We start from the raw sequence: 25024 nt of genomic DNA on the forward strand, positions 1-25024 counted from the left end.
CTGCCTGAGAGCCGGTGGGAGATGAGCAGCGCTCTCGTCAACGCTCCATGACATGACGCATCTCCTCCCTGGCGGTTGTGCGTAGTTCGCTCTTGCGAACCTTTCCCGTGGATGTGCGTGGCAGCGCGTTCACCTTCTCGAACCGGTCCGGCACCTTGTAGTGCGCCAGCCGTTCACGGAGGAAGGCGCGTAACGCCTCGGGAGAGGGCCGGTCCGGGACTGGGTGACGATGAAAGCGACCGGGCGTTCGCCCCAGTGCGGATGCGGGGCCGCGACGACCGCGGCGTCGAGGATCTCCGGATGCGCGAGCAATGCGTTCTCGACCTCGATCGAGGAGATGTTCTCTCCGCCGGAGATGATGAGATCCTTTGCGCGGTCGCGCAACTCGATATAGCCGTCCGGGTGCATGACTCCGATGTCGCCGGAATGGAACCAGCCTCCCTCGAAGGCCGTCCGGGTGGCTTCGGGATCGCCGAAGTAACCGAGCATGACGTTGTTGCCGCGCATGACGATCTCGCCGAGCGACTCGCCGTCAGCAGGGACGTCGGCCATCTCGGCGTCTACGACGCGCACTTCTCCGGACTGGATCATCGGGACGCCCTGACGCGCCATTCGCTCTGCGCGCTGGGCAGCGGGCAGAGCGCTCCAGGACTCCTGGTACTCGCAGAGCGTGTAGGGGCCGTAGACCTCGGTCAGCCCGTAGGCGTGCGTGACCTTCACGCCTATGGACTCGAGACGGGCGATGATGGTGGGGCTCGGCGGAGCCCCACCGGTGATCATCGTCAAGGGCTGGTCGAGCGGATGCGACTGAGGGGCATCCGCGATCACCGACAGAACCGTCGGCGCCCCGCAGAGGTGGGTCACGCCGACCTCGTCGATCGCCCGCCACACCGCCTCTTCGCGCACGGCGCGCAGACACACGTGCAGACCGGCGGCGGCGGTGACCGCCCAGGCGGTGCACCAGCCGTTGCAGTGGAACATCGGCAGGGTCCACAGATAGCGCGTCGCGCTGTCGAAGCCGGTATGTGCGAGGAGACCGAGAGAGGTGAGCGCCGCACCTCGGTGGCTGTACATGACGCCCTTGGGCCGCCCTGTCGTTCCGGAGGTGTAGTTGATGGAGATGACCGCGTTCTCGTCATCGATCACCCAAGGACGTGCGGGGAGCCCCGAGCCCTCGTCGAGGAGAGAGGCGTAGGAGCCCGAGCCCGCCCAAGCCTCGCCGAGTGCGATGATCTCGGGGCCGGTCTCCAGTTCGATCACCGCGGCGGCAGCGACCTCTCGGTACTCTGGGTCGACGAAAAGCATCCGTGCCCCGGAATGCTCCAGGATGCTCGTGATCTCGGAGGCGGACAGGCGTGTGTTGATTGCGACGAGCGCCGCCCCCGCGAGCGGGACCGCGAAGTGCGCGATGAGGAGTTCGGGCACGTTCGGCGCGAGGACCGCGATCCGATCGCCAGGCTCGATGCGTGCCGCGATCGCTCGCGCCGCGTACTGCGCCTGCGTGGCGAATTCGGCATAGCTGAGGCTGTCGCCCTCGTTGCGGATCGCCTCGCGTTCGGGAAAGACAGAAGCCGCGCGCTCGAGGAACGCGAGAGGGCTCAGCGGCCTGATGTTGGCTGGGAGGGACATCTTCGTCTCCGTGGGTGCGACGTCCACCGGTTCAGGCGGATCGGAATTCCTGCTTCTGCCGCCCGAGGCCTTCGATCTCGATCTCGACGACGTCGCCGGGCTTCAGATAGGGGAATCGCCCTGAGAGCGCGACCCCTTCCGGCGTGCCGGTCAGGACGAGATCGCCGGGCTCAAGCACGAGGTACTGGCTGAGGTGCCAGATGATCGTCTCGACGTCGAAGATCATGTCCGCGGTGCGGGAGTCCTGCCGAGGCTCGCCGTTGACCCAGCTCCGCAGACGCAGATCGCGGTGGTCAAGCTCATCGGCGGTCACCAGCCACGGGCCGGTGGGGTTGAAGCCCTCCGCGCATTTGCCCTTGCTCCACTGGCCGCCGGATTCGTCGAGCTGAAAGGTCCGCTCGGAGACATCGTTGACCGCGACGAAGCCCGCGATCACCGCCTGCGCATCAGCGGGCGAGGCGAGATAGCTGGCGCGCCGCCCGATGACGACGCCGAGCTCGACCTCCCAGTCGGTCTTCTCGCTGCGGCGAGGGATCGTCACGGGGTCATCAGGGCCTACGACGGTGTTCGGCGTCTTGAGAAAGATGATCGGGACATCCGGAGGGCGGAGCCGGATTCCGCCGCATGGGCAGCGTAGTTCATGCCGATGCAGATGACGGCGCTCGGCCGGACGATCGGGGCGCCGAAGCGCAGCCCCGCTCCGTCCACTGCGGGCAGTTCGCCCGCCGCCAGAGCGGCGGCTGCGCGAGACGGCCCGTCGCCGGAGAGGAAGTCGCCGTCGATGTCCGTCGTGATCCTGCGCAGATCGCGGATCGTGTCGCCGTCGATGATGACGGGAAACTCCTGCCCGGGCGGACCGATCCTCGCGAACCTCATCGGATCGCCTCGAACCGTGCGACCCGCACTGCCTCCTCGGAGAGCGGTCGGGACAGGAGCAGCGTCTTGTTCGCCCCGAGGTTCCCTTGGCGACCTCGTGGAAGGCACGGGGCCCGTCCTCGAGCGGCAGCATCCGGTCGATGAGCAGCCCGAGCTCCGGTCTGCCCTCCGAGACCCATTCGGCGGTCGAGCGAAAGTGCTCGTCCGAGTAGCAATAGCTGCCGAGGAGCACGCGCTCGAAACCGCTGAATCCGTAGGGGCGCAGCAACAGCTCGCGCGTGCCCATGCCGACGAGGACGATCCGTGCGCCGGGTGCGGCGACATCCACTGCATCCTGGAGACTGGCTTCGACGCCGACGGCGTCCACGACGAGCGTCGCCGTGCCGCCGAGATGCTCGTGGACGGCGGCGGCGAGATGCTCGGGCGCGGTCACGGAGAATCCCAGTCGTTCCAGAACCTCCCGGCGCGCATCGATCGGCTCGCTCACGAGCACGGCGTTGATGCCCGCTCTCCGTGCGCCGATCGCGGCAGCCTGGCCGATCGGTCCGCCTCCGATCACGACGACCCGGTCGCCGTCGCGCGGAGCGCCGCGCATGACGGCGTGGAATCCGACGGCGAGCGGTTCGATGAGGGCGCCGTGCTCCACTGGCATCGTCTCCCGCAGAGGTACGATGTTGCCGGCTGGAACCGTGACCGCGTCTGCGAAGCTGCCCGGAAGATCTGGATCCACGCCGAGGACTCGCAGGACGGGGCAGATCTGCGGCTGTCGGTCGAGGCACGCATCGCATGTCCCGCAGCCGAGCAGCGGATTGATGGTGACGAGTGTGCCGGCGGACAGGGCACCGAGCGATTCGCGGAGACGGCCCACGGTCTCGTGGCCCATGACCTGTCCGCCGACTCGGCGTCCGGTCTCGCCCGTGTACCCGTGGGCGTCGGAGCCGCAGATGCCGGTGGCGACGACATCGACGACGGCCCAGTCCGCGGGGGTTCGGGATCCGGCCCGTCGATGAGCTCCATGCTCCAGGGCCGGTGTAGGCGAGGCTGCGCATCAGGCGACCACGCCGTCCGGGAAGCGCTCGAAGTTGCCCGGATCATAGATCGGCAGGATGATGTCGGCTGTCTTCCGCACCCGCTCGTAGGCGGCGAGGATCTCGTACATGTTCTCGTTGATCCCGAGAGGCACGTTCTCGGTGACGTTGCGCAGGTGGAAGTAGCTGTCCGAGATGGCGACGACGCCCTGGGCGGTCTCGGCCTCGAGCACGAGGGAGGCGCGGTGGTGACCCCCGACCACCAGGTCCGCAGGCCGGGGGCGATGACGTCCTCGTCCTTGAGCAACCGTACGCGCGGCCAGGCCGTCGTGACGAGCGGCACGAGGATGTCGTCCGGGATGCTCGTCGCCCGGTTGTCGTGCGGATGCTCGTGCGTGGTATGGAAGTGCACCCAACCGCGCTCGGCGATGCAGATCGTCGCGTTCGGGAAGGCGAGCACGTTGCTCACCGTGTAGAGCTGCAGTGGAGTGAGGATGACGTGGGTGATCTGTTCGGGAGCGACACCGAGCGCGGCGAGCTGGTCGAGTACGAACCAGCCCTCCGGACGGCGCATTCGCGCCTTCTCGCCCAGGAAGCTCGCCCATCCTGCGTTCATCGGCTCGAGGTCGAGGGCGGGACCGGTGTTGACGAGGGCGAGCACCCCTTCGCCGCGGATGAGCTGCACCTGGAAGGTGAGCGGATGCCACCGATCGAAGTCGTTCATCCAGTACAGCTCGGGGCCGGGGATGATCGCCTCGCCGACCGGGATCGTCGTCACCGAATACGTGGTCATGCGGTCTCCTCCGGTTCGGGAGAACCGGGCTCAGCGTCGAGCCGTTCGAGTTCGCCACGCACCTGCCTGAGGTGCAGGTGCATCGCTGACGAGGCGGCGATCACATCGCCGGCGCGCAGTGCGTCGAGAATCTGTCCGTGCCACAGCAGCGCCCGGTCCACAGCGCCCGGCACGGCGACCGACTCGACCCGGGCACGGTAACCCAGGCCGGTGATTGAAGCGTGCATGGAGACGAGGATCGCGTTGTCGGTGGCCCGGGCGATCGCGTCGTGGAACGCGATGTCGAGTTCGGCGTGCTCTTCTGCGGAGTCGCGGGCGGCAGCGAGCCGGGCGTCGATCGCGGCGATCTCCTCGATGTTCTCATCGCTCGCTCTCTCGGCGGCGATCGCCGCGATGTGAGGCTCCAGCAGCTCGCGCGCCTCCTGGAGCATCGAGAAGTATTCGCGAGGGTTGGTCACGGTCAGGAAGTCCTGGTCGAGGACGTGCCAGCGGAACTTGGGCGCGACGACGGCGACGCTGCCCTGCCGGACGATGATGAACCCCTTCGCGTCGAGGGCCTGGAGGGCTTCGCGCACGACGCTTCGGCCGACCCCGTAGGAGTCGCAGAGCACGGACTCCGGAGGAAGGGGGTCCCCTGGCGAGACCTCTCCCGCACCGATGCGTCGGAGATAATCGTTGACGATGGCGTTACTCAGTCGTGTACGCGCCACGATCCGCCACCTCCCTCTCTGTGCTTCGTCTGCTGCACGCCGGAAGCGACCGCTCCCACCTCGTCGTCCTGTCTGGCCCGCTGTCATCCTATTGTGACGGTCGGGCGCCGGACGGTCCGGCATCGTTCGGAACGACGGTTTGCGCGATGGTGCGCGGTGCTGCCTGGTTCGGCACGAGATTAGCCACTGTTCAGATATGTGTCAAGATTGGTGTGCAAAGAAGGGCTATTTTCCGCGAGTTATACACTCACCTATATGAAGGGTTCGATGATGCGCCCCATTGTTCTTCTCACCGACAACGACCTCGGCGACCGTTCTCTGGAGACCGGGTGGCTGCGCGATGCCCTCGATGCCGAGGTCGTCGTGGCCGACTGTCGAACGACCGAGCAGGTGCGAGAGCAGATCGAACGGCATCGGCCTGCTGCCATCGTCACGCAGTGGGCGCCCATCGACGCCGCGGCGATCGCAGCGGCCGAGGACTGCCGGGTCATCAGCAGGATCGGGATCGGCGTGGACATGATCGACCTGACGGCCGCACGCGAAGCCGGCATCCCGGTCCGCAACGTCCCGCATTACTGCACGGAGGAAGTCGCGACGCACGCGGTGGCGATGGCCCTCGCCCTCTGGCGCCGCCTGCCGCAGCTCGATGCGGAGGTTCGCGCCGGAACATGGGCGGCGGCGACCCACGCACCGCACATCGGACGGCTCTCCGAGGCCACCCTCGGCCTCATCGGCTGCGGCAGGATCGGCACTCTCGTCGGGCGCGCCTTCGAAGCATGGGGCGCCAAGGTCATCGTCGTCGACCCGGCGCCGGCCAATGATCCGTGGGCCCGGGTCGAGCTGAACCAGCTCGCGGAGGAGGCCGACATCATCAGTCTGCACGCGCCGCTCCTGCCGCAGACGCACCATGTCGTCGATACCGAGCTGCTCTGGTCGATGCCGCGTCGTCCCGTGCTCGTCAACACCTCTCGCGGCGGGCTCGTGGATCTCGCCGCCGCGGTCGAAGCGGTGACCGAGGGGCGGCTGCGCGGGCTCGGCCTCGACGTGTTCGAGGAGGAGCCGATCGCGGGAGATCACCCGGTACGCATGGCGCCGAACACTCTGCTGGGTCCTCACGCCGCATGGTGTTCGCAGCAGGCGCTGCCCGATCTGCGCCGCGGGGCGATCGACAATGTGATCGAGGCGCTCGGCGGCGCGCGCTGACCAGACCCGAGAATCGAGAGGATCACCATGACTGCGACCAAGACCACCACCACGGGCTCGGCGGGAGACTTCGAAGGGAGGCTCGCACTCGTCACCGGGGCAGCCTCCGGCATCGGTGCGGCCACGGCGGAAGGGTTCGCCGCGGGCGGCGCTCACGTGGTTCTGCTCGATCTCGACGCCGACAGGCTCGCCGATCGCGTGGCCGTCCTCGGCGAGGACCGTGCGACGGCGGTGCCGCTGGACGTCACCGACACCGAGGCGGTCGCGGAGGCGATCGCCTCGGCGGCCGATCGTCACGGGTCGATCCATCACGTGGTCAACTGCGCGGTGAGTTTCCTCGCGGCAGGCGTGGACGCCACCGCCGAGCAGTGGCAGCGCGCTCTCGGCGTCAATGTGGCGGCGTCGGCGATGCTCACCGCCGCAGCCAGCAGGCGCATGCCGCCGGGAAGCACGGTCGTCAACGTCTCGAGCATCTCCGCCCATGCGGCGCAGCCCGCCCGCTGGACCTACAACGCGACGAAGGCTGCGATACTCGCACTGACGCGCGGCCAGGCGCTCGACCTCGCTCCTGCGGGTATCCGCGTCAACGCGGTCAGCCCGGGCTGGATCTGGACTCCTGAGGTGGAGAAGGCCGCCGGGGGAGACCGGGCTCGGTGGGAGCCGGTGTGGGGGCGCTACCACATGCTCGAGCGGCTCGGCGAGCCCTCCGAGGTCGCGGACGCGATCCTCTACCTCAGCGGGCCGCGCTCGACCTTCATCACGGGGACCGAGCTCATGGTCGATGGAGGTTACTCGGCGATGGGACCCGAAGGTCTCGGCGACACGGCGAAGTTCGCCGGAAGCGATATGCACTGAACAGGGCGCCGGCGCGGATCCTCACGATCGCTCGAGGCGGTCAGGCGTCCTTCGGTGACCCGTTGTTTCGCTCACACATCTGATAGGTTGTCGAGAGTTTGGTGAGGTTGCCGCAGATTTTCGGGTTGTCATTGACACCCATCAGACAAGTTGGTAGAAAGATTCGAGGCCGTGTTTCACGACCAGAACTCGATGAGGAGAAGGATGAGTCAGACGCTCGCGCCGGCACGACGGCGCCGCAGGGCCTCTGCGGGGCTGTCCAGGACGGTGCTCCTTTACACGCTCCCGGCGCTCGCCGTCTACGCCTTCGTCGTGCTCGTGCCAACGGTGCAGGGCAGCGTGTACGCGTTCACCGACTGGAACGGACTGGGCAGCGACTACTCCTTCGTCGGCTTCGACAACATCATCAAGGTGCTGAACGACCCGCAGTCGATGCGGGCGCTCCGGAACACCCTGGTCATCGCCATCACGTTCACGATCGTCCAGAACGTGCTCGGTCTCCTCCTCGCGATCGCCGTCAACTCCCAGATCAAGACCCGCAACCTGCTCAAGGTGCTCATCTTCGCCCCCGCCGTGATGACCCCGTCGTGGTCGGGTACCTCTGGCAGTACATGCTCGCCCCGAACGGACCCGTCAACACCGTTCTCAGGTCGGTCGGACTCGACTCGTTCGCTCGCACCTGGCTGGGCGACCCGAACCTCGCCCTCGGATCCATCATCTTCGTGCTCGTCTGGCAGCTCGCCGGGTACTCCATGATCATCTTTCTTGCAGGGCTGCAAAGCGTGCCGGAGGAGCTCATCGAAGCCGCTGCCGTCGATGGTGCCGGGCCGCTGCGCCGTTTCTTCAACGTCGTGCTGCCGATGCTCGGGCCCGCGATCACGATCAATCTCATGCTGAGCATGATCGGCTCGCTCAAGCTGTTCGATCATGTCTGGGCGCTGACCAACGGCGGCCCGGGCGGGCTCACTCACACGCTCACCACACTGATGTTCCGGGAAGCGTTCACCTATGGGTCCTGGGGCAAAGGCGTCTCGCTCGGTCTGGTGCTGCTGGTGATCGTACTCCTGATCTCCGTCGTCCAGTACCGCATGCTGCTGAGGCGGGAGCTGCGATGAACCGCTACACATGGCGCACGGGGATCCTCGAGGCACTGATGATCCTCGTCGGCCTCGCTATCGCGTTCCCCGTCTACATCATGGTCAACATCTCGTTGCGGCGGACGAACGACCAGACCTCGCCTCTGGTGCCCTCGCCGGACATGACCTTCGAGAACTATACGCGAGCGTGGGGCTCGGCGGGCCTTTCCCAAGCGCTGCTCAACAGCCTGTTCATCACCGTCGTCAGCGTCGCCATCCTCGTCGTCTTCTCCGCGATGGCCGCTTACGCCCTCGTTCGCGTCACCTCGCGACTTTCTACGCCGCTGTTCTACTTCTTTCTCATCGGGCTGCTGCTGCCCTTCCAGATCGCGATGATCCCCCTGTACTTCACGATGCGCGACATCGGGCTGCTCGGCAGCCTCTGGGGCCTCATCCTGTTCTACGTCGGGGAGCGCATCTCTTTCTCGATCTTCCTGTTCGCCGGCTTCATCCGCGCGCTGCCCAGAGACTACGAAGAGGCGGCGTGGATCGACGGGGCGAGCACCAACCGGGCATTCTGGACGGTCGTCTTCCCCTTGCTGCGTCCCATCACGTGGACCGTCGTGATTCTCAACGCGATCCACGCCTGGAACGACCTGCTCACACCGATGCTCTACCTCAGCGGCACGCCGAACGTGACCGTTCCCGTCGCGATCCTTCGCTTCGTCGATCAGTACGTCACGAACTGGCCGCTCATCTTCGCGGGCCTGGTCATCGGTGTCACCCCGATCCTCCTCGCCTTCTTCCTCCTTCAGCGGTCCGTCATCAAGGGCTTCGCTAGCGGCCTCAAGGGCTGACCGCAACCCCGGCACCACCCACACATCACAGATAGGAGATCTCATGTCACACCGTCGCATCACTTTGATGGCCGCCGGCATCGCCGCCGGCGCGCTCGCGCTCGTCGCATGTTCGCCGTCCGATCCCGCACCCGACCCCACCGGGGACGACACCGGTGCGGGTGTGCTCACCATCGCGAGCATTCCGAACTACCAGGACTCCTTGCCGGTCGTCGTCGAAGCTTTCAAGGACAAGTACCCCGACATCGATGTCCAGCTTGAGTTCGTCGATGTCGCGGCGCTGCACACGCAGATCCGTACGCAACTGAGCGCGGGCACCGCCCCGGACATCTTCACCGCCTATCCCGGCAACGGAACTCCGACTGCCATGGAGAACCTGGTTCCCGGCGGCTATCTCGCCGACATGTCCGACCTCGGATTCAGCTCGAAGCTGCCCAGCGGCATGGAGAGCACGACTTCCATCGATGGAAAGCGCTACATCCTGCCGCTGTCCCTCGGCGGAATCGGCGGAATCTACAACGTCACGGCTCTGGAGGAGACCGGTCTGGACATCCCCGACACCTGGAGCGGAGTGCTTCAGTTCTGTGCCGACGCCGCGGCCCAGGGCAGGTCAGCCTACGCCTACGGTGCGCAGACCGGATGGATCAACCAGTTCCCGTCCTTCCCGCTCTCGGCGACGCTTGTCTACGGTGCCGATCCGACCTTCACCGAGCGGCAGAACGCCGGTGAGGCGACCTTCTCCGACTCCCCTGGGTGGAGGTCTTCGACAAGATCGAGCAGATGCTCGAAGCCGACTGCTTCCAGCCCGAGCCGCTCGGAACCTCCTATGAGAACGCGATTCAGCTCGTCGCGACGGGAGAGGCGATATCGATGATCTCGGTGACCTCGACCTTCGCCGCATTGCTGGGGGCCGCACCGGAAGGCACGGCGTTCGTGTTCGGCGCCTTCCCTGCCACCGACAACCCCGACGAGACGTGGATCTCCGCAGGAGGCACCGGCGGCTACGCCATCAACGCCGCAGCGAAGAACCCCGTCGCCGCCCGGTTGTTCATGGACTTCCTCGGCTCGGATGAGATGCTGGCCGAGGTCGCCCGGGTGCAGAACGCGTTGCCGTCGATCACGAGTGACTCCTTCGAGACACCCGAATCGCTGTTGCCGATGCTGCCCTATGTCGAAGCAGGAAAGACCCACCCCTACAACGACCAGCTCTGGCCGAATGCCATGGTCGCGACGGTCCTCATCGAGCAGGTCCAGCTCTTCGTCGGCGGACAGATCAGTGCGGAGGATGCACTCGCCGCGATGGATGCCGCCTTCGCCGAAGGCCCGTCGAGCTGACGTCGCCCGCATGCCGATGGCGCGGGGCTGAGCCTCTGGCAGGCTCCGCGCCATCGGGGAGCAAGGAGGAGCCATGAGCCAGCGGTTCGCCGGCGATGTGGTCATCGTGACGGGTGCGTCGCGCGGCCAAGGAGCCTCGCACGCGCGACGTTTTGCCGCCGAGGGAGCGAGGGTGGTGATCGCGGACCTGCTGGAGGAACAGGGTGCGGCGCTCGCCGGCGATCTCGGCGGCAGTGCTTTCGCTGTCCGTCACGATGTCACCTCCGAGGAGTCCTGGGCTGGGCTCCTGGCGCATACCGAGGCCCGCTTCGGTGCAGTGACCGTGCTCGTGAACAACGCAGGGGTGGATCTGCAACGATCGATCGAGGAGACGAGCCTCGAGGACTTCCGCCGGATCGTCGAGGTCAACCAGACCGGCACCTTCCTCGGCATCCGCGCAGTGATCCCGAGCATGCGGCGCGCCGGGGGAGGATCGATCATCAACATCTCGTCGATCGGTGGCATCCACAATCTTGCACGGGGGAGGGTCGCCTACGTCGCCGCGAAGCACGCCGTCCGGGGGATGACGAAGGTCGCGGCCGCCGAGCTCGCCTCCGACGGCATCCGCGTCAACTCGGTTCATCCTGGTTTCGTCGATACAGAGATGTTCCGCGAGGCGCAGGTGCCCGCTGAGCGGATCGCCGCCGTGCCTCTCGGCAGACCAGCAGAGCTGGACGAGATCTCCGACCTGGTCCTGTTCCTCGCCTCCGCCGATTCGGCCTATATCACTGCCACCGAGCACCTCATCGACGGCGGCCTGTCCGGAGGGTTCTGACCGAGCATGGCCGAGATCGTCGTCGAGACCCCGGGAGGACGTTACCGCGGCGTGCGCGTGGACGGCGTGAGCTCCTTCCTCGGAATGCGCTATGGCGTCGCCACCGGCGCGGAGGGGCGTTTCCGTCCCGCCTCGCCGGCCGCTGCGCACGCCGGTGTCCGCGACGCCCTCTACTACGGACCGGCCGCGATCCAGCGGGACGCCCGGCTCGACGCGGACCCTGAACGATCGAGCGCGACCCGGCTCTACTTCCCTCGAGGCGGCTCGACGGAAGGAGTTCCGACCTCCGAGGAATGCCTGACCCTGGACGTGTGGACGCCGACCACGGACTCCGGCGCCCGACTGCCTGTGATGGTCTGGTTCCACGGCGGCGCTTTCCGCTCGGGCTCGAGCGCCGCGACCATCGCCGCCGGCGATGAGCTCGCCCGCAGCGGTCGGGTCGTCGTGGTCACCGTGAACCACCGTCTTGGACTCCTCGGCTTCACCGCTCTCGGTCATCTGCTCGGCCCGGAGTACGCTTCGTCGGGCGCCGCCGGCCTCACCGACATGGTGCTCGCTCTGGAGTGGGTGCGGGACGCGATCGGCGCCTTCGGCGGGGATCCCGGAGCCGTCACCGTCTTCGGACAGTCGGGCGGCGGGGCGAAGGTCGCGTCGCTGCTGCGGATGCCGCGCGCGGCTGGTCTGTTCCAGCGCTGCATCGCGCAGAGTCCGGGGAATCCGCCGGTCGACGAGGCGTCCGGCCGACGGCAGACCGATGAGCTGCTGCGCATCCTGGGTATTCCTCCCGATGAGACCCGCCGGCTCCTCGAGCTGCCCGCGGAGGCCTTCGTGGAAGCGCAGCGGTCGATCACCGGGTTCGGTCCCTCACCCGTCGCCGACGGTACCGAGATCCTCGCCGAGGGGACCCCCGACTCCCGCACCTCGCCCGCGGCCGAGATCTCCTCGTGGGCGCGACGAGCCATGAGTGGTCGCTCATGTTTGCGGGGACGCCCTGGTTCGCCGATCTCGAAGAGGGAGGCCTGCCTGCGGCACTGCGCGCCGTCGCCTCGGCTCTCGACGATCCGGAGACCGCCATCGCGGAGAGCCGATCCCGCGTCCCCGGGGAGTCGCCGCCACTGCGCCTCTCCCGCATCCTCGCCGAACGGTCCTTCGGCCTCGTCGCCGAGCGCCTCGCCCGCAGCCACACAGGGTCGGGTCGCGTCTTCCGCTACGAGGTCGTCTACGAGACCGACGCCGAGCCCAGTCCGCTCGGCGCGACGCACTGCATCGATGTGCCCTGTGTCTTCGGCACAGTGCGATGGACGCCGCTGCTCGGGGACAGGCCGGAGCGATGGAACCTGCAGCGCGACGTCATGGCGGCATGGCTGGCCTTCGCGGAGAGCGGCGAACCGGTAATGCCCGGTGGGGGCGGATGGCAGGAGGCGGGGCGGAAGGGAGCACCACTGTGCTCATCGACGCCGAGGGGTGGGAGGTGGCGGAGCGCAGAAGTCCTGCTTCCGCCGATGACCCTCTGATCTTCTGACCCGGGATCAGCCGGCCGTGTCTCTCGGCAGGGAGGACAGCTGCTCGTCGAGGGATTCGAGCTCGCCTCGGCTCAGGACGAGTCTTGCCGCTGCGAGCGAGGCGTCGAGGGAGGCTTGGCGTCTCGCTCCGGTGATGAGGCCGACGTGCGGACCCGCGGCGAGAAGCTTGGCGAGGAGCACGGATGCCACGGCGACGCCGTGCTCGGCGGCGATCCGTGCGGCGGGGAGCCCGGCACGGAGGCGGCGTCCAAGACCTCCCGGGCGCCGCCTCCGCCGAGCGGGGAATAGCCGAGGAAGGCGATGTCGTGACTGTGGCATCGCGCGAGCAGCTCGGCGGGAGCCGGTGCGCCGATGGCGTGCCGATGCTGCACGGCAGCGATCGGCGCGATGCCCAGGGCGATGTCCAGCTGCTCGGAGTCGACGTTGCACAGCCCGATGCGCGCGATGCGTCCTTCCCCTCGTAGTTCCTCCAGCGCACCGACGCTCTCAGCGAAGGGGACGGCGGGGTCGGGGAAGTGCAGGAAGTAGAGGTCTATCCGATCGGTGCGAAGCACGGCGAGGCTGCGATGGCAGTCCGCGCGCAGGGCGGAGGGCGAGGCGTCGACGATATAGTGGTCGCCGTCGCGGAAGTGTCCCCCTTTGTGGAGACGAGCACGCGCTCCCGGGCACCGATGCGATCGAGCACGCGGGCGATGAGCGCCTCGTTGTGGCCCTCCGCTCCGCGGCGGGTGTATGCGCGGGCCGTGTCGATCATGTCGATCCCGGAGGCGACGGCTCTCTCGATGAGCGCTTCTGCGTTCGCATCATCGGGGGATCCTCGATCGACCACCGCGCTCCGCCGAGCAGGATCCGAGCGATCTCCTGATCGCCGAGGGAAAGCCGCATGTTCTCCAGCATGTCATATATGTTGGCATAAACATCCTCTATACCAGGAGAAAATGCCAGTAGCATGGGGTTACTCATCCGATAGGTAGCGTTCTTTGAAGGAGCAGACGTGACGATCACCATCCGACTCACCGCTGGCTACCGCGAGAACCCGCTTGGCCTGCCGGGTGCCCGGGGAGTCATGCTCGGCTGGTCCGTCCACGGCGAGGGCGCCATCGACGGCAGGGGAGGCGTGGATGTCGAAGTCGCCTCCGACGAGGACGCTCTCGCTGCGGGCGAGTTGCTCTGGCGCGCGGACGGCGTTCGCGGTTCTGTGGTCCGATACGGTGGTCCCCTTCCTGGATCCCGGCGCGCTCTGCACTGGCGCGTCATCGCACGCGACGCCGAGGGCGCGATGGTCGTCAGCACACCGGGCGTCGCGGAGATCGGGCTGGAGTCGGCGGAGGACTGGTATGCGGGCTGGGTCAGCGCGCCGCTCGTCCCACTGCGTCGTGAGACCTGGGACCCGGTGCCGCTGCTGCGCCGCAGCTTCCCGCTCGGCCGTGCCCCCGGACGAGCGCGGATCTACGTGACGGCGCTCGGCACCTACCGGCTCTGGGTCAACGGAACCGAGGTCACTGCCGAGAGCCTGCTGCGCCCGGGATGGACGGATTTCGGTATCCGCGTCCTTCACCAGACATACGATGCGACAGGGCTATTGCACGCCGGGGAGAACGTCGTCGCGGTCGAGCTCGCCAACGGCTGGTACGCGGGCTGGCTCGGCCTGCAGCGCGAGCCTGGTTTCTACGGCGAGCATCCGGCCCTGCGCCTTCAGCTCGAGAGCGAAGAAGGGCTGCTCCTGGGCACCGACGGCTCCTGGCGATGCACGACCGGCGAGATCATCGCGAGTGACATCCTTCGCGGTGAGGCGCAGGACCTGCGGCAGGCGGTCACCGGATGGCGCGAGCCGGGCTTCGACGACACCGGGTGGGGTCTGGTCGAGGTGCGCGAGGAGATCACCGTGCCGATCACGCCCCAGCCGCACGATCCCGTCGCCCCTTACCGGGAGTTCGAAGGCAGGCTTGTTCGTGCGCATGCCCGCGGGCCCGCGGTCTTCGACTTCGGGCAGAACATGGTCGGCTGGACGCGCATCCGCACCCGCACCCATCCCCGCGCCGACATCATCGTCCGCCACGGCGAGATGCTCTCGGACGACGCCCTCGTCTGGCGCGACAACCTGCGCAGCGCCTTCCAGGAGGATCGTTACACTACCGGCGACGATGGGACGCATGTGCTCGAGTCGCGGCACACTCTGCACGGCTTCCGCTACGCCGAGGTCTGGGGACTCGTCCCCGCCACTCCCCACGCGGGACTGGAGGTGCCCGATGACTTCTCCATCACTGCCCTGGCGGTCGGGGGCGGACAGCGCCCAGCAGGTGCTTTCGAATGCTCCGACGCCGGGCTGACACACGTCTCCCGCATGGTGGAGTGGACCGTGAGAGACAATTTCATCGAGGTCATCACCGACTGCCCCAGCGGGACGAGCGGCTCGGCTGGCTCGGCGACGCCGGTGTCATCGCCGAGACCTCCGCCTATCACTTCGACGTCGCCGCCTTCCTCGCCAAGTTCGTCCGGGACGCGGCCGACAGCCAGGAGGAGGATGGCATGGTCCACGACTACGCCCCGACCCTCCTGCCCGCGAGAAGCCGTGACGGAGCGCCCGGCTGGGCGGACGGCTATGTGCGACTCGTGCACTTGGCGGCTCGTCGCTATGGAGATCTCGTCACCTCGGCGGAGCATATCGAGTCGATCGAGCGCTACCTGGGCGCGGTCGAGAGGGCCAACCCCACCGGTATCCGCACGCAGCGCGTCGGCTCGGATTTCTCCGATTGGCTGAGCCTCCCCGAAGACCCGGACGAGCCGCCGCATCCTGGGTACGCGTACACCGGTGCCCGATCGACCAGTTCGCGCCGTGTCGTGGCCACGGCTCATACCATCCGCTCCTTCGAGCAGTACGCCGACATCCTCGGCTGGCTCGGCAGGGACGAGGAGGCGCAGCGGGCCAGAGCACGCGCCGATGAGATCAGGGTCGCCTATGCGGCAGCCTTCGTCGACGAGCGCGGCTGGATTGAGGGCGACACTCAGACCGTCTACGCTCAGGCCATCGGATGGGACATCGTCCGAGGCCCGCTGCGCGAGCTGGTCGGCGCACGGCTGGCGCAGAAGATCGAGGAGATCGGTCACATCACCACCGGGATCCACGGTGTCCAGCACATCCTGCCCGCACTCGTGGCCGTTGGTCGCGAAGACCTCGCGGGCCGGATGCTGCTGCGCGGAGAGATGCCCGGCTGGAAGCACATGGCGGCGATGGGCGCGACGACCGTGTGGGAGAAGTGGGATGCGTTCCGCACGGACGGCACCCACTCGACCGCCGAGATGAACTCGCTCAACCACTGCGCGCACGGCGCGGTCGGCGAGTTCCTCTTCGAGCGGGTCGCCGGGATCGGAGCGCGCGACACCGTGCGCGAGGGAGCGGTCCTCTCCGCCCCGGTGTATCTCGATGGACTGGAGTGGGCTGGCGCAGAGCACGAGACGGTCGCCGGTCCGGTACGCAGCTCCTGGCGCCGTATGCCGGCAGGGGTCGTTCATGAGCTCGACCTCGGCCCGGCGGTCGGAGCACGCTTCGTGCCGCCCTCAGGCTGGGTGCACGCGGAGCAGCCCGGGCGCACGGAGATCGATCTCGGTCCCGGACGGCATGTGATGACTCTGGTGAGGCAGGAGCAGATTCGATAGCGCTTCTGCCGACTCAACGATGAAATCACTGATAACTCTCCTTCGCTGCGGCTTGTTGGTGTCGATGTCGCTCCGGCGACATGTCATGGCTTCTGCGAAGCATCCGGTCTTCGAACCTTGAGGAGCACTCCCATGGCAAAGCGTCGGTTCCCGGATCCGGTCGAGGTCTTCTCGTTGCTGCAGTTCAAGAAGCTGGACCTCAATGCCCGGCGGCGCAGGCTCGCGGCGGCGTTGACGATCGAGGATCTGCGCACGATCGCCAAGCGCCGCACGCCGGCGGCGGCGTTCGATTACACCGATGGGGCTGCGGAGGGCGAGGTGTCGCTGTCGCGGGCGCGGCAGGCGTTCGAGGATGTGGAGTTCCACCCCGGAGTCCTCACCGATGTCGCAGACGTCGACACCCGGGTGAGGGTCTTCGGGGGCCTTCGGCGATGCCGTTCGGGATCGCGCCGACCGGGTTCACCCGCCTCATGCAGACCGAGGCGAGACCGCGGGGGCCTCCGCAGCGGGCGCGGCGGGCATCCCCTTCACCCTCTCCACCCTCGGCACCACCTCGATCGAAGACGTCAAGGCCGCCAACCCCACAGGCCGCAACTGGTTCCAGCTGTATGTGATGCGTCAGCGCGAGATCTCCTACGGCCTGGTCGAGCGCGCCGCGGCATCCGGGTTCGACACCCTCATGTTCACCGTCGACACCCCCGTCGCCGGGGCCCGGCTGCGCGATAAGCGCAACGGCTTCTCCATCCCACCCGCCCTCACCCTCGCAACGATCCTGAACGCCCTGCCCCGCCCTGGTGGTGGTGGGACTTCCTGACCACCCCGGCGCTGCAGTTCGCCTCGCTGTCCTCGACCGGCGGCACCGTCGGGGAGCTGCTGGATGCCGCGATGGACCCCTCCATCAGCTACGACGACCTGGACATCATCCGGGGATGTGGCCGGGCAAGCTCGTCGTCAAAGGCGTACAGACCCTCGCCGACGCGAAGAAGCTCACCGACCGGGGGTGGACGGCATCGTCCTGTCCAACCACGGCGGCCGCCAGCTCGACCGCGCCCCCATCCCCTTCCACCTCCTCCCGAGGTCGCCCGGGAAGTCGGCCGCGACACCGAGATCGCGATCGACACCGGCATCATGAACGGCGCCGACATCATCGCCTCGATCGCCCTGGGCGCGGACTTCACCCTCATCGGCCGCGCCTACCTCTACGGGCTCATGGCCGGCGGCCGCGCCGGCGTGGACCGGGCCATCCAGATCCTGGCCGAACAGATCATACGCACCATGAAACTCCTCCAAGTCCGCAACGTCGAAGAACTCGAACCCCGCCACATCACCCAACTACAGAGACTCACCCCACGCGAACACTGAGCGGGCGCGGTTCCTGCGGTCTGACGTGCTGAGCTGCTCCGGCGTCTAAGAGGGCGACGGAGTTTCGGTGGGGGAGGGGAATCCGAAACCCCGCCGCCGGTCTCAGGAGTCGAACCGGATCTCGGCGATGACCTCGCCGTACTCGGTCTCACCGACCGGAGTAAAGCCTACGCGCTGGAAGAAGGCCTCCGGGCCGCCCTCGCCGGATTCGTAGATGACGTTGACGTGATCGAAGCCGCGCTTGCGGGCCTCGGTGATCAGGTTGTCGACCGCGAAGCGCCCGACACCCTGCCCCTGGGCGTCGGCGTCGACGTTGATCCGCCACAGCACGCAGCGGAAGTGCTCTTCCGGTGCGTCGTTGTCGAAGTTCGCACTCACGAAGGCGACGACCTCGTCGCCGTCGAGCACGACGCGCTGCCAGGTGGTCTGCGGGTTCATCACGGTGGCGGCCGTGCCGTAGGAGACCGGCGCGAGGAACTGTTCCTGCCCGGGCTTGAGGGACAGGTTGTTGACGGCGACGATCGTCGCGGCTGACAGTTCGACCATACGCAGTTCCGACATATGCCCAGGGTAACCGCAACCGCGTACGCAGACACGTCCTTTGTTGCACTCGGTGGAGGAAGGGGCACTCGGACGACCCCTTCTGCGGAGAGTTCGGACATGTTCCACTCCGGTATCGTTGTACGCAGACGATACGTCCGTGAACGGAGAACTCCCTGGTGACCGACGCCACAATCATCTACACCCACACCGACGAGGCACCGGCTCTGGCCACCGCATCGTTCCTCCCGATCATCGAGGCCTATACGGGCCAGGCGGGAGTCGGAGTCACCACCCGCGACATCTCGCTCGCGGGCGCATCCTCGCCGCCTTCCCGCAGAAGCTCACCCCGAGCAGCAGGTGGGCGACGCGCTCGCCGAGCTCGGCGGCCTGGCGACCCTGCCCGAGGCCAACATCATCAAGCTTCCGAACATCTCCGCATCGATCCCGCAGCTGAAGGCCGCGATCGCCGAGCTGCAGGAGCAGGGCTACGACATCCCCGACTATCCGGACGAGCCCGCCTCGCTCGAGGAGAAGGATGTGCGGGCCCGTTACGACCGCATCAAGGGCTCCGCGGTCAACCCGGTGCTGCGCGAGGGCAACAGCGACCGCCGCGCTCCGCTGTCGGTGAAGAACTACGCGCGCAAGCACCCGCACCGCAACAAGCCCTTCCCCGAGGGGTCGAAGACCCGCGTGGCGACGATGGACGCCGACGACTTCAAGCACAACGAGAAGAGCTGGGTCGCCGCCCACGACGACGTGCTCACGATCCGCCACATCGCCGAAGACGGCACCGAGACGATCCTCAAAGACGACCTGAAGGTCCTGCCGCGCGAGATCATCGATGCGACGTTCCTCTCCGCCTCGGCCCTCGACGCCTTCCTCGCCGAGACCCTCGAGACGGCCAAGAACGACGACGTGCTGTACTCCGTGCACCTCAAGGCGACGATGATGAAGGTCAGCGACCCGATCATCTTCGGCCACGTCGTCACGGCCTTCTTCGCCGACGTGTTCGCCGCGCACGGCGCCGCGCTCGCCGAGGCGGGGCTCACTCCCAACAACGGCCTGGGCTCGATCCTGGCCGGGCTCTCGGAGATCGCCGGGGGCGAGGAGATCGCCGCGGCCTTCGACGCCGCTCTGAAGGACGGCCCGCGTCTGTCCTATGTGAACTCCGACCGGGGCATCACGAACCTGCATGTGCCCTCCGACGTCATCGTCGACGCCTCGATGCCCGCGCTCGTCCGCAACGGCGGCAAGCTCTGGGGCGTCGACGGCGGCGAGGACGACACGCTCGCGGTCATCCCCGACTCGTCCTACGCCGGCGTCTACCAGGCCGTCATCGACGACGTGATCGCCAACGGCCCGCTCGACCCCACCACGATCGGCACCGTGCCCAACGTCGGACTCATGGCCCAAGCGGCCGAGGAGTACGGCAGCCACGACAAGACCTTCGAGATCGCCTCCGCGGGAACCGTGCAGGTCCTCGACGGCGACGGTCAGGTCGTCATCGAGCACGAGGTCGGCGCCGGCGACATCTGGCGCGCCACGCAGACCAAGCACATCCCGGTCATGGACTGGGTCAAGCTCGCCGTCACCCGTGCGCGCGCGACCGGTTCCCCGGCCGTGTTCTGGCTCGACCTGAACCGCTCGCACGACGCCCAGCTGATCGCGAAGGTGCACCAGGCGCTCGCGACGCTCGACACGGCGGGCGTGCAGATCACGATCCTCCCGCCCGCCGAGGCCGCGCGCTACTCGCTCGCCCGCATGCGCCAGGGGCTCGACACGATCTCCGTCACCGGCAATGTGCTGCGCGACTACCTCACCGACCTCTTCCCGATCCTCGAGGTCGGCACCTCGGCCAAGATGCTCTCGATCGTCCCGCTGCTCGCGGGCGGCGGCCTCTTCGAGACCGGTGCCGGCGGTTCTGCGCCCAAGCACGTGCAGCAGCTCGTCGAGGAGAACTACCTGCGCTGGGACTCGCTGGGCGAGTTCTTCGCGCTCGCGGCCTCGCTCGAGCACCTGGGCGACTACGCGGGCAACCCTCAGGCCAAGGTCCTCGCCGAGACGCTCGACGCGGCGACCGGCACCTTCCTCGAGGAGGACCGCTCGCCCGGGCGCAAGCTCGGCACGATCGACAACCGCGGCAGCCACTTCTACCTGGCGCTGTACTGGGCGCAGGAGCTGGCGAAGCAGACGGCGGATGCCGGCCTCGCCGCCGCGTTCGCGCCGGTCGCCGAGAAGCTCCTCGCCGCGGAGGAGACGATCGTCCAGGAGCTCACCGCCGTTCAGGGTTCCCCCGCGGAGATCGGCGGCTACTACCGTCCGGACCCGGCGCGCGTGGCATCCGTCATGCGACCTTCGGCGACGCTCAACGCGATCATCGACGCGCTGAACTGATCGGGAACGGCAGAGGGCTCCGGGGCGAATGCCCCGGAGCCCTCTGCCGTTCCCGATCAGTAGTGGATCGAGACCTCGACGCCCTGCGGCGTCCACTCGTAGAGCTGCTGGGCGCGCCACTCGGGCATGCCCACGCAGCCGTGGCTCATGCGGTTGCCCCAGTTGCTGTGCCAGTACACGCCGTGGAAGGCCTGGTTGCCGTTGAAGTACATGGCCCATCGCACGTTGGGCTGCTCGAACATGGCGTACCCCTGGCTGTCGGTGGGGCCGGACCAGTTCGGGTCCTTGAAGCGCTCGCCGCCTCGACGCTCGTATCCGCGCATGTTCTGCAGCGGCGTCTTCCAGTTGATCGTGTAGTTGCCGGTGTGCGTGGGCGTGCCGCTCGCGCCGCTGGAGATGGCCCAGCTGTCGACGACCTTCCCGTCCTCGATCATCGACATGCGCTGCGTGCTGAGGTTGACGGAGAGCTTGCGGACGACCTGCGTGCTGGCGAAGGGACCTCCTTCACCTCCAGCTGATAGGTGGCGCTGCCGAGGCGGATCTGCTCGGCCACGCCCTCGGCGATGTTCTCGACGCCGATCACCTCGCGCCCGGCCTTGCCCTCCTCGACGGCGCGCAGCACCGTACCTGAGGAGTTGACGATCTCCTTGCCGGTCACCGGCTCGGCGTTCGCCTTGTCGGGGACGATGTCGACCGTGGCCTGGATGGCGGCGAGGTCGGGCTCGAGGCGCAACGCGCCGTCTTCCGCGACGAAGTCGAACCAGCCGGCGACGGTCGCACGCTTGAGGGAGACGACGCGCTCCTTGCCGACGTAGAAGCCCGACTTGCGGATCATCGCGTTGGCGGTCTCCAGGGCCTCGGTGGCCGCCTCGTCGGTGATGTCGGGGGCGTAGGCGATCGGGCCCTCCGAGAAGGTGACCTCGGTCTCGCCGGCTGCGAGGGCGTCGCCTATCGCCGCGGTGAGGGCATCGATGTCGATTCCGGTGCCGCTGGTCGCCGGCGTCATGACGAAGGTGTTCTCGTCGGCGTCGAAGACGACCGTCGCATCCACCGGGGCCTCCCAGGCGGCCGGGACGGCGGAGCGCAGCTTGCTCTCGGCGGTCTCGGGGTCGAGGGTCAGCGCGACGGGGGAGGGCTCGGGGTTCCAGGAGCCGAAGTCCCAGAACGGATGTGCCGCATGCGCCTCCTGGGCCAGCAGCTGCGCGTCCACGGAGACGCCGAGGTCGGCGCCGGTGACGGTCGCCGCCGTGCCTGTGCCGGTGAGGGTGATCTCGGTGCCGGCAATGGTGCTGCTGACCTTCTCGGCGGCGGCGCCGGGGGTTAGCCCGCCCACGGGGATGCCCGCGATCGTGGTGCCGGGGCGATGAGGACCGTGGACAGCGCGCCGGCGGCGCCGAGCACGAGCAGCGCACCGACGCCGATGCCGATCCAGAGCGCCGTGCGACGCGGCTTCGCCGGGGCGGCGGGCTGCCAGACGAGCGCCTGCCCGGAGTCGAGCACAGCGGTCTTGTCGATGCCGCCGGTCGGCGTCGCGGCTACGTCGGTCATGAGGCACCCCCGGTAGTTGCATGCCGTGTCCTCTCATCGTAAGCGAAGAACCGGCGGGCGCGTGCGTGGGATGCGCCGTGGTCGCCTGTTCACCGGGGTATTGCGCGCTGAGGCGATAACGGTTCGATAAATGTGCGCGGATCTGCGATTCGGGGGTTGCGCAATTTTAGTTCGTAACGTTTACTAACAAACATGGTTTCCACCGAAGCAGGCCACCAGGTCACCTCGAGCGCCGTCACCGGCTTCGGCCCCGGCCGTGCGCTGCGCCAGAACCGCAAGGTCCTGCCCGAGCATGCCCGCGCGCACAATCGTTCGCTCGTGCTGCAGACCCTCTTCCATCAGGGCGCCATGAGCCGGGCCGATCTCGCACGCGAGACGGGCCTGACGAGGGTGACCATCTCCGACCTGGTCGCCGAGCTCATCGGCGGGGCCTCATCGTCGAACGCGGCATGCGCGAGATCTCCGGTCCCGGCAAGCCCGCGATCCTCGTCGACCTCGACAAGGAGAACCACCGCATCGTCGGTCTGGATCTCTCCTCCAGCGATGTCTTCGTGGGTGCCGTGCTCACCCTCGACGGCGACATCGTCGCGCGTCGCGAGGTCCCGGTGCCGACCGATGCCGCCGCCGTCCTCGCCACGGTCATCGCCCTCGCCCGGGAGGTCGTCGCCGATTCGCATGCCCCGGTGCTCGGCATCGGCGTGGGCACTCCCGGTGTGGTCGACGACCGCGGCGTGATCCTCACCGCCCCGAACCTCGGCTGGGTCGGCTTCGACCTCAAGGGAGCGCTGGAGAGCGAACTCGATCTCCCCGTGCTCGTCGCCAATGACGCGAACGCCGCCGTCCTCGCCGAGTACACCTTCGGCGGCGCCGGCGGAGACGTCCTGCTGATCAAGGTCGGCCGCGGTGTCGGTTCCGGTCTCCTCGCCAGCGGTCAGCCCATGCGCGGCGCGCACTTCGCCGCAGGCGAGATCGGGCACGTGACCGTCGGCACCGACGGCGGCCCGACGTGCGTCTGCGGCAAGGACGGATGCCTGGAGGCGTGGCTGTCGGTGCCCTCGCTCACGGCGCGTCTGGCCGCGGCATCCGAGGGCGCCCGTGAGGGCATCCTCTCCGACGCAGGTGAGCGCCTCGCGATCGCCATCGCGCCCGTCATCGGCGCGCTGGACGTCGCGGAGCTCCTGCTGTCGGGTCCCGCTGATCTTCTCGGAGGCGCGCTCGCCAAGGCGGCCTCCGACACGCTTCGTTCCCGCACGCTCGCCGAGTTCCATGATCGGGTGCGGGTGCGAATGGCGACGCAAAGCGCAGACGAGATCGTCCTGCGCGGCGCAGCCGTCATGGTCCTCTCCGGACAACTCGGGTGTCGTAACGGGCCCGGTCCCGCTCGTCCCCAGCACCAAGAAACCCACCACTGGAACACCCACAGAGAGACAAGGGAACACTATGAAGAAGAAGCTGTCAGCCCTCGCGCTCCTCAGCGCGTCGGCGATCGCTCTCGCCGGCTGCACAGGGGCGGCGAGGCGCCCACCGAGCCCGGCGGTGCCGCCGAGACCGGCAACATCACCGTGTGGCTTGTCGGCGGTGACACGCCCGACACTGCGCGCCAGTACCTGAAGAGCACCTTCGAGGCCGAGAACGAGGGCTGGACCCTCACGATCGAGGAGAAGACCTGGGCCGACGTCTCGGAGACCTACACCGCCGAGCTCGCCTCGAACAACGCTCCCGACGTCGTCGAGGTCGGCAACACCCAGGCGCTCGGCTTCGCCGACGCGGGCCTGTTCCTGGACATCACCGACATCAAGGAGGAGCTGGGCGGCGACGACCTGCTCGGCGGACTCGTCGAAGCCGGCACTTACGAGGACGCACTGTACGCGGCGCCCTACTACGCCGGCGGACGCGTCATCTTCTACACTCCGCAGATCGTCGGCGACACGCTGCCGACGACGCTCGAGGAGTACGTGGCTCAGGCCAAGGAGATCACGACGGACACGCTCTCGGGCATCTACGCCCCGGGTCAGGACTGGTACAACGCCCTTCCCTACATCTGGGCCTTCGGCGGCGAGATCGCCGTCCTCGACGGCGGCGTCTGGGACGCGCAGTTCTCCAGCCCCGAGAGCCAGAAGGGTCTCGCCCTGCTGCAGGACGTCTACCAGAACGCCTCGAACGCGCCGGTGGACGGCGACGAGCGCGTCGGCAACATCGCCTTCTGCGAGGGCAATGTCGGCTTCCTCTCCAGCCCCGCTTGGGCCGAGGGCAACCTGACCGGTGCATGGCCGTGGGGTGACGCCGCAGAGGGCCAGGAGGTCTCCGAGGGCTGCCCCGAGACCTACGCCTCCGACCTGGCGGCCTTCGCCCTCCCGGGTGCGACCGCCGGCACGACCGCTCCGATCTTCGCCGGTGGCTCGAACATCGCCGTCGCCTACAAGAGCCAGAGCCCCGAGAAGGCCAAGGAGGCCCTGAAGATCATCCTCTCCGAGGGCTACCAGAAGCTCCTCGCCGAGAACGGTCTGACGCCGGGTCTGATCTCTGCGGCATCCGCGCTGCCGGACACCGCGGTCGCCAAGGCGCAGGCCGAGGGCCTGGCCAACTCGAAGTTCACCCCCACCAGCCCGAACTGGGCCGAGGTCGAGTCGTCGCGCTTCCTGCAGGACGCCTTCGTCAAGATCGCCAACGGCGGTGACATCAAGCAGATCGCCGAGGAGCTGGACGCTCAGATCGAGGGCGTTCTCAACAAGTAAGCCGCAGCGGATCCGTCCGCAGCGACACTGCATACAGTGATGAGGGTCCCGGTCAAGGGCCGGGACCCTCATCCATTCCCCGGCAG

The 25024-nt window shown here is 67.8% G+C and carries 15 protein-coding genes and 9 pseudogenes; 13 read left to right on the forward strand and 11 right to left on the reverse strand.

Going from position 1 to position 25024, the window contains the following annotated elements:
- Window positions 1-37: 37 nt before the first annotated feature.
- The 5 genes and pseudogenes from KAE78_RS17760 to KAE78_RS10670 form a co-directional block, all read right to left on the reverse strand.
- A complete protein-coding gene (locus KAE78_RS17760) occupies window positions 38-169 on the reverse strand; it encodes a hypothetical protein (protein WP_262927860.1) in 132 nt (43 codons plus the stop codon).
- Window positions 130-1629: an AMP-binding protein gene (locus KAE78_RS10655; protein WP_262927633.1), complete on the reverse strand. Its 1500-nt coding sequence runs from the start codon at window positions 1627-1629 to the stop codon at window positions 130-132. The genes KAE78_RS17760 and KAE78_RS10655 overlap by 40 nt, the downstream gene beginning before the upstream one ends.
- 31 nt (window positions 1630-1660) lie before the next feature.
- Window positions 1661-2505: pseudogene (locus KAE78_RS10660) on the reverse strand (fumarylacetoacetate hydrolase family protein).
- A 139-nt stretch (window positions 2506-2644) separates the two neighbouring features.
- A pseudogene (locus tag KAE78_RS19775) lies at window positions 2645-3529 on the reverse strand (zinc-dependent alcohol dehydrogenase); the annotation flags it as partial.
- Window positions 3530-4322: 793 nt separating this feature from the next.
- Complete coding sequence (locus KAE78_RS10670; RefSeq protein WP_317451762.1) at window positions 4323-5159, reverse strand: FadR/GntR family transcriptional regulator; 837 nt, start codon at window positions 5157-5159, stop codon at window positions 4323-4325.
- Window positions 5160-5303: 144 nt separating this feature from the next.
- On the opposite strand from KAE78_RS10670, the gene KAE78_RS10675 reads away from it, so the two are divergent.
- From KAE78_RS10675 to KAE78_RS19790, 8 genes and pseudogenes are all read left to right on the forward strand, one after another.
- On the forward strand, window positions 5304-6239 hold the full coding sequence (locus tag KAE78_RS10675) for a C-terminal binding protein (RefSeq protein WP_223170830.1): 936 nt from the start codon (window positions 5304-5306) through the stop codon (window positions 6237-6239).
- Window positions 6240-6266: 27 nt separating this feature from the next.
- Window positions 6267-7094, forward strand: a complete 828-nt coding sequence (locus KAE78_RS10680; protein ID WP_223170831.1) for an SDR family oxidoreductase — start codon at window positions 6267-6269, stop codon at window positions 7092-7094.
- Window positions 7095-7705: 611 nt separating this feature from the next.
- The gene (locus KAE78_RS10685) at window positions 7706-8209 is read left to right on the forward strand and encodes a carbohydrate ABC transporter permease (protein WP_262927635.1); all 504 of its coding nucleotides are present in this window, start codon (window positions 7706-7708) and stop codon (window positions 8207-8209) included.
- Window positions 8206-9027, forward strand: a complete 822-nt coding sequence (locus KAE78_RS10690; RefSeq protein ID WP_223170833.1) for a carbohydrate ABC transporter permease — start codon at window positions 8206-8208, stop codon at window positions 9025-9027. Before KAE78_RS10685 ends, KAE78_RS10690 begins: the two co-directional genes overlap by 4 nt.
- A gap of 67 nt (window positions 9028-9094) precedes the next feature.
- A pseudogene (locus tag KAE78_RS19780) lies at window positions 9095-10362 on the forward strand (ABC transporter substrate-binding protein).
- Window positions 10363-10435: 73 nt separating this feature from the next.
- A complete protein-coding gene (locus KAE78_RS10700; RefSeq protein ID WP_223170834.1) occupies window positions 10436-11176 on the forward strand; it encodes an SDR family NAD(P)-dependent oxidoreductase in 741 nt (246 codons plus the stop codon).
- 6 nt (window positions 11177-11182) lie between these two features.
- Window positions 11183-12040, forward strand: a pseudogene (locus KAE78_RS19785) (carboxylesterase family protein); the annotation flags it as partial.
- 110 nt (window positions 12041-12150) lie between these two features.
- Window positions 12151-12690: a carboxylesterase family protein gene (locus KAE78_RS19790; RefSeq protein WP_223172463.1), complete on the forward strand. Its 540-nt coding sequence runs from the start codon at window positions 12151-12153 to the stop codon at window positions 12688-12690.
- An 80-nt stretch (window positions 12691-12770) separates the two neighbouring features.
- Here the strand turns inward: KAE78_RS19790 and KAE78_RS17790 are convergent, their stop codons facing one another.
- Both KAE78_RS17790 and KAE78_RS19795 read right to left on the reverse strand, forming a co-directional pair.
- On the reverse strand, window positions 12771-13253 hold the full coding sequence (locus KAE78_RS17790) for an aldo/keto reductase (protein WP_262927639.1): 483 nt from the start codon (window positions 13251-13253) through the stop codon (window positions 12771-12773).
- Window positions 13232-13528 (reverse strand): aldo/keto reductase, encoded by a 297-nt coding sequence (locus KAE78_RS19795; RefSeq protein WP_411155936.1) that lies wholly within the window; start codon window positions 13526-13528, stop codon window positions 13232-13234. The genes KAE78_RS17790 and KAE78_RS19795 overlap by 22 nt, the downstream gene beginning before the upstream one ends.
- Before the next feature lie 450 nt (window positions 13529-13978).
- Between KAE78_RS19795 and KAE78_RS10720 the strand changes: the two are divergent.
- Window positions 13979-16356: pseudogene (locus tag KAE78_RS10720) on the forward strand (family 78 glycoside hydrolase catalytic domain).
- A gap of 132 nt (window positions 16357-16488) precedes the next feature.
- Window positions 16489-17718: pseudogene (locus KAE78_RS10725) on the forward strand (alpha-hydroxy-acid oxidizing protein).
- A 102-nt stretch (window positions 17719-17820) separates the two neighbouring features.
- Here the strand turns inward: KAE78_RS10725 and KAE78_RS10730 are convergent.
- The gene (locus tag KAE78_RS10730; protein ID WP_223170835.1) at window positions 17821-18279 is read right to left on the reverse strand and encodes a GNAT family N-acetyltransferase; all 459 of its coding nucleotides are present in this window, start codon (window positions 18277-18279) and stop codon (window positions 17821-17823) included.
- Between the two features lie 158 nt (window positions 18280-18437).
- Between KAE78_RS10730 and KAE78_RS10735 the strand changes: the two are divergent.
- Window positions 18438-20655, forward strand: a pseudogene (locus KAE78_RS10735) (NADP-dependent isocitrate dehydrogenase).
- 56 nt (window positions 20656-20711) lie between these two features.
- Here KAE78_RS10735 and KAE78_RS10740 read toward each other — a convergent pair.
- Genes KAE78_RS10740 through KAE78_RS10750 form a run of 3 tightly spaced genes read right to left on the reverse strand, consistent with a single transcriptional unit; the run spans window position 20712 to window position 22203 of the window.
- Window positions 20712-21095, reverse strand: coding sequence for a L,D-transpeptidase (locus KAE78_RS10740; protein WP_223170836.1), 384 nt, complete (start codon window positions 21093-21095; stop codon window positions 20712-20714).
- Window positions 21086-21988, reverse strand: coding sequence for a peptidoglycan binding domain-containing protein (locus tag KAE78_RS10745; RefSeq protein WP_223170837.1), 903 nt, complete (start codon window positions 21986-21988; stop codon window positions 21086-21088). Before KAE78_RS10745 ends, KAE78_RS10740 begins: the two co-directional genes overlap by 10 nt.
- The gene (locus tag KAE78_RS10750) at window positions 21976-22203 is read right to left on the reverse strand and encodes a hypothetical protein (protein ID WP_223170838.1); all 228 of its coding nucleotides are present in this window, start codon (window positions 22201-22203) and stop codon (window positions 21976-21978) included. Before KAE78_RS10750 ends, KAE78_RS10745 begins: the two co-directional genes overlap by 13 nt.
- Before the next feature lie 192 nt (window positions 22204-22395).
- Here KAE78_RS10750 and KAE78_RS10755 point away from each other — a divergent pair.
- Window positions 22396-23561, forward strand: a pseudogene (locus KAE78_RS10755) (ROK family protein); the annotation flags it as partial.
- A 279-nt stretch (window positions 23562-23840) separates the two neighbouring features.
- Window positions 23841-24938, forward strand: a pseudogene (locus KAE78_RS10760) (extracellular solute-binding protein); the annotation flags it as partial.
- Window positions 24939-25024 lie beyond the last annotated feature (86 nt).

The sequence above is a fragment of the Microbacterium sp. NIBRBAC000506063 genome (assembly GCF_017968845.1).
GTDB lineage: Bacteria > Actinomycetota > Actinomycetes > Actinomycetales > Microbacteriaceae > Microbacterium.

Excerpts from the sequence above, each read along its gene's own strand:
- KAE78_RS10670 (WP_317451762.1), bottom strand. The coding sequence starts at position 5,159 with ATGCCGGACCGTCCGGCGCCCGACCGTCACAATAGGATGACAGCGGGC.
- KAE78_RS10730 (WP_223170835.1), bottom strand. The coding sequence starts at position 18,279 with ATGTCGGAACTGCGTATGGTCGAACTGTCAGCCGCGACGATCGTCGCC.
- KAE78_RS19790 (WP_223172463.1), top strand. The coding sequence starts at position 12,151 with ATGTTTGCGGGGACGCCCTGGTTCGCCGATCTCGAAGAGGGAGGCCTG.
- KAE78_RS10655 (WP_262927633.1), bottom strand. The coding sequence starts at position 1,629 with ATGTCCCTCCCAGCCAACATCAGGCCGCTGAGCCCTCTCGCGTTCCTC.
- KAE78_RS10690 (WP_223170833.1), top strand. The coding sequence starts at position 8,206 with ATGAACCGCTACACATGGCGCACGGGGATCCTCGAGGCACTGATGATC.
- KAE78_RS10680 (WP_223170831.1), top strand. The coding sequence starts at position 6,267 with ATGACTGCGACCAAGACCACCACCACGGGCTCGGCGGGAGACTTCGAA.
- KAE78_RS10675 (WP_223170830.1), top strand. The coding sequence starts at position 5,304 with ATGATGCGCCCCATTGTTCTTCTCACCGACAACGACCTCGGCGACCGT.
- KAE78_RS10750 (WP_223170838.1), bottom strand. The coding sequence starts at position 22,203 with ATGACCGACGTAGCCGCGACGCCGACCGGCGGCATCGACAAGACCGCT.
- KAE78_RS10685 (WP_262927635.1), top strand. The coding sequence starts at position 7,706 with ATGCTCGCCCCGAACGGACCCGTCAACACCGTTCTCAGGTCGGTCGGA.
- KAE78_RS10700 (WP_223170834.1), top strand. The coding sequence starts at position 10,436 with ATGAGCCAGCGGTTCGCCGGCGATGTGGTCATCGTGACGGGTGCGTCG.
- KAE78_RS10740 (WP_223170836.1), bottom strand. The coding sequence starts at position 21,095 with ATGTCGATGATCGAGGACGGGAAGGTCGTCGACAGCTGGGCCATCTCC.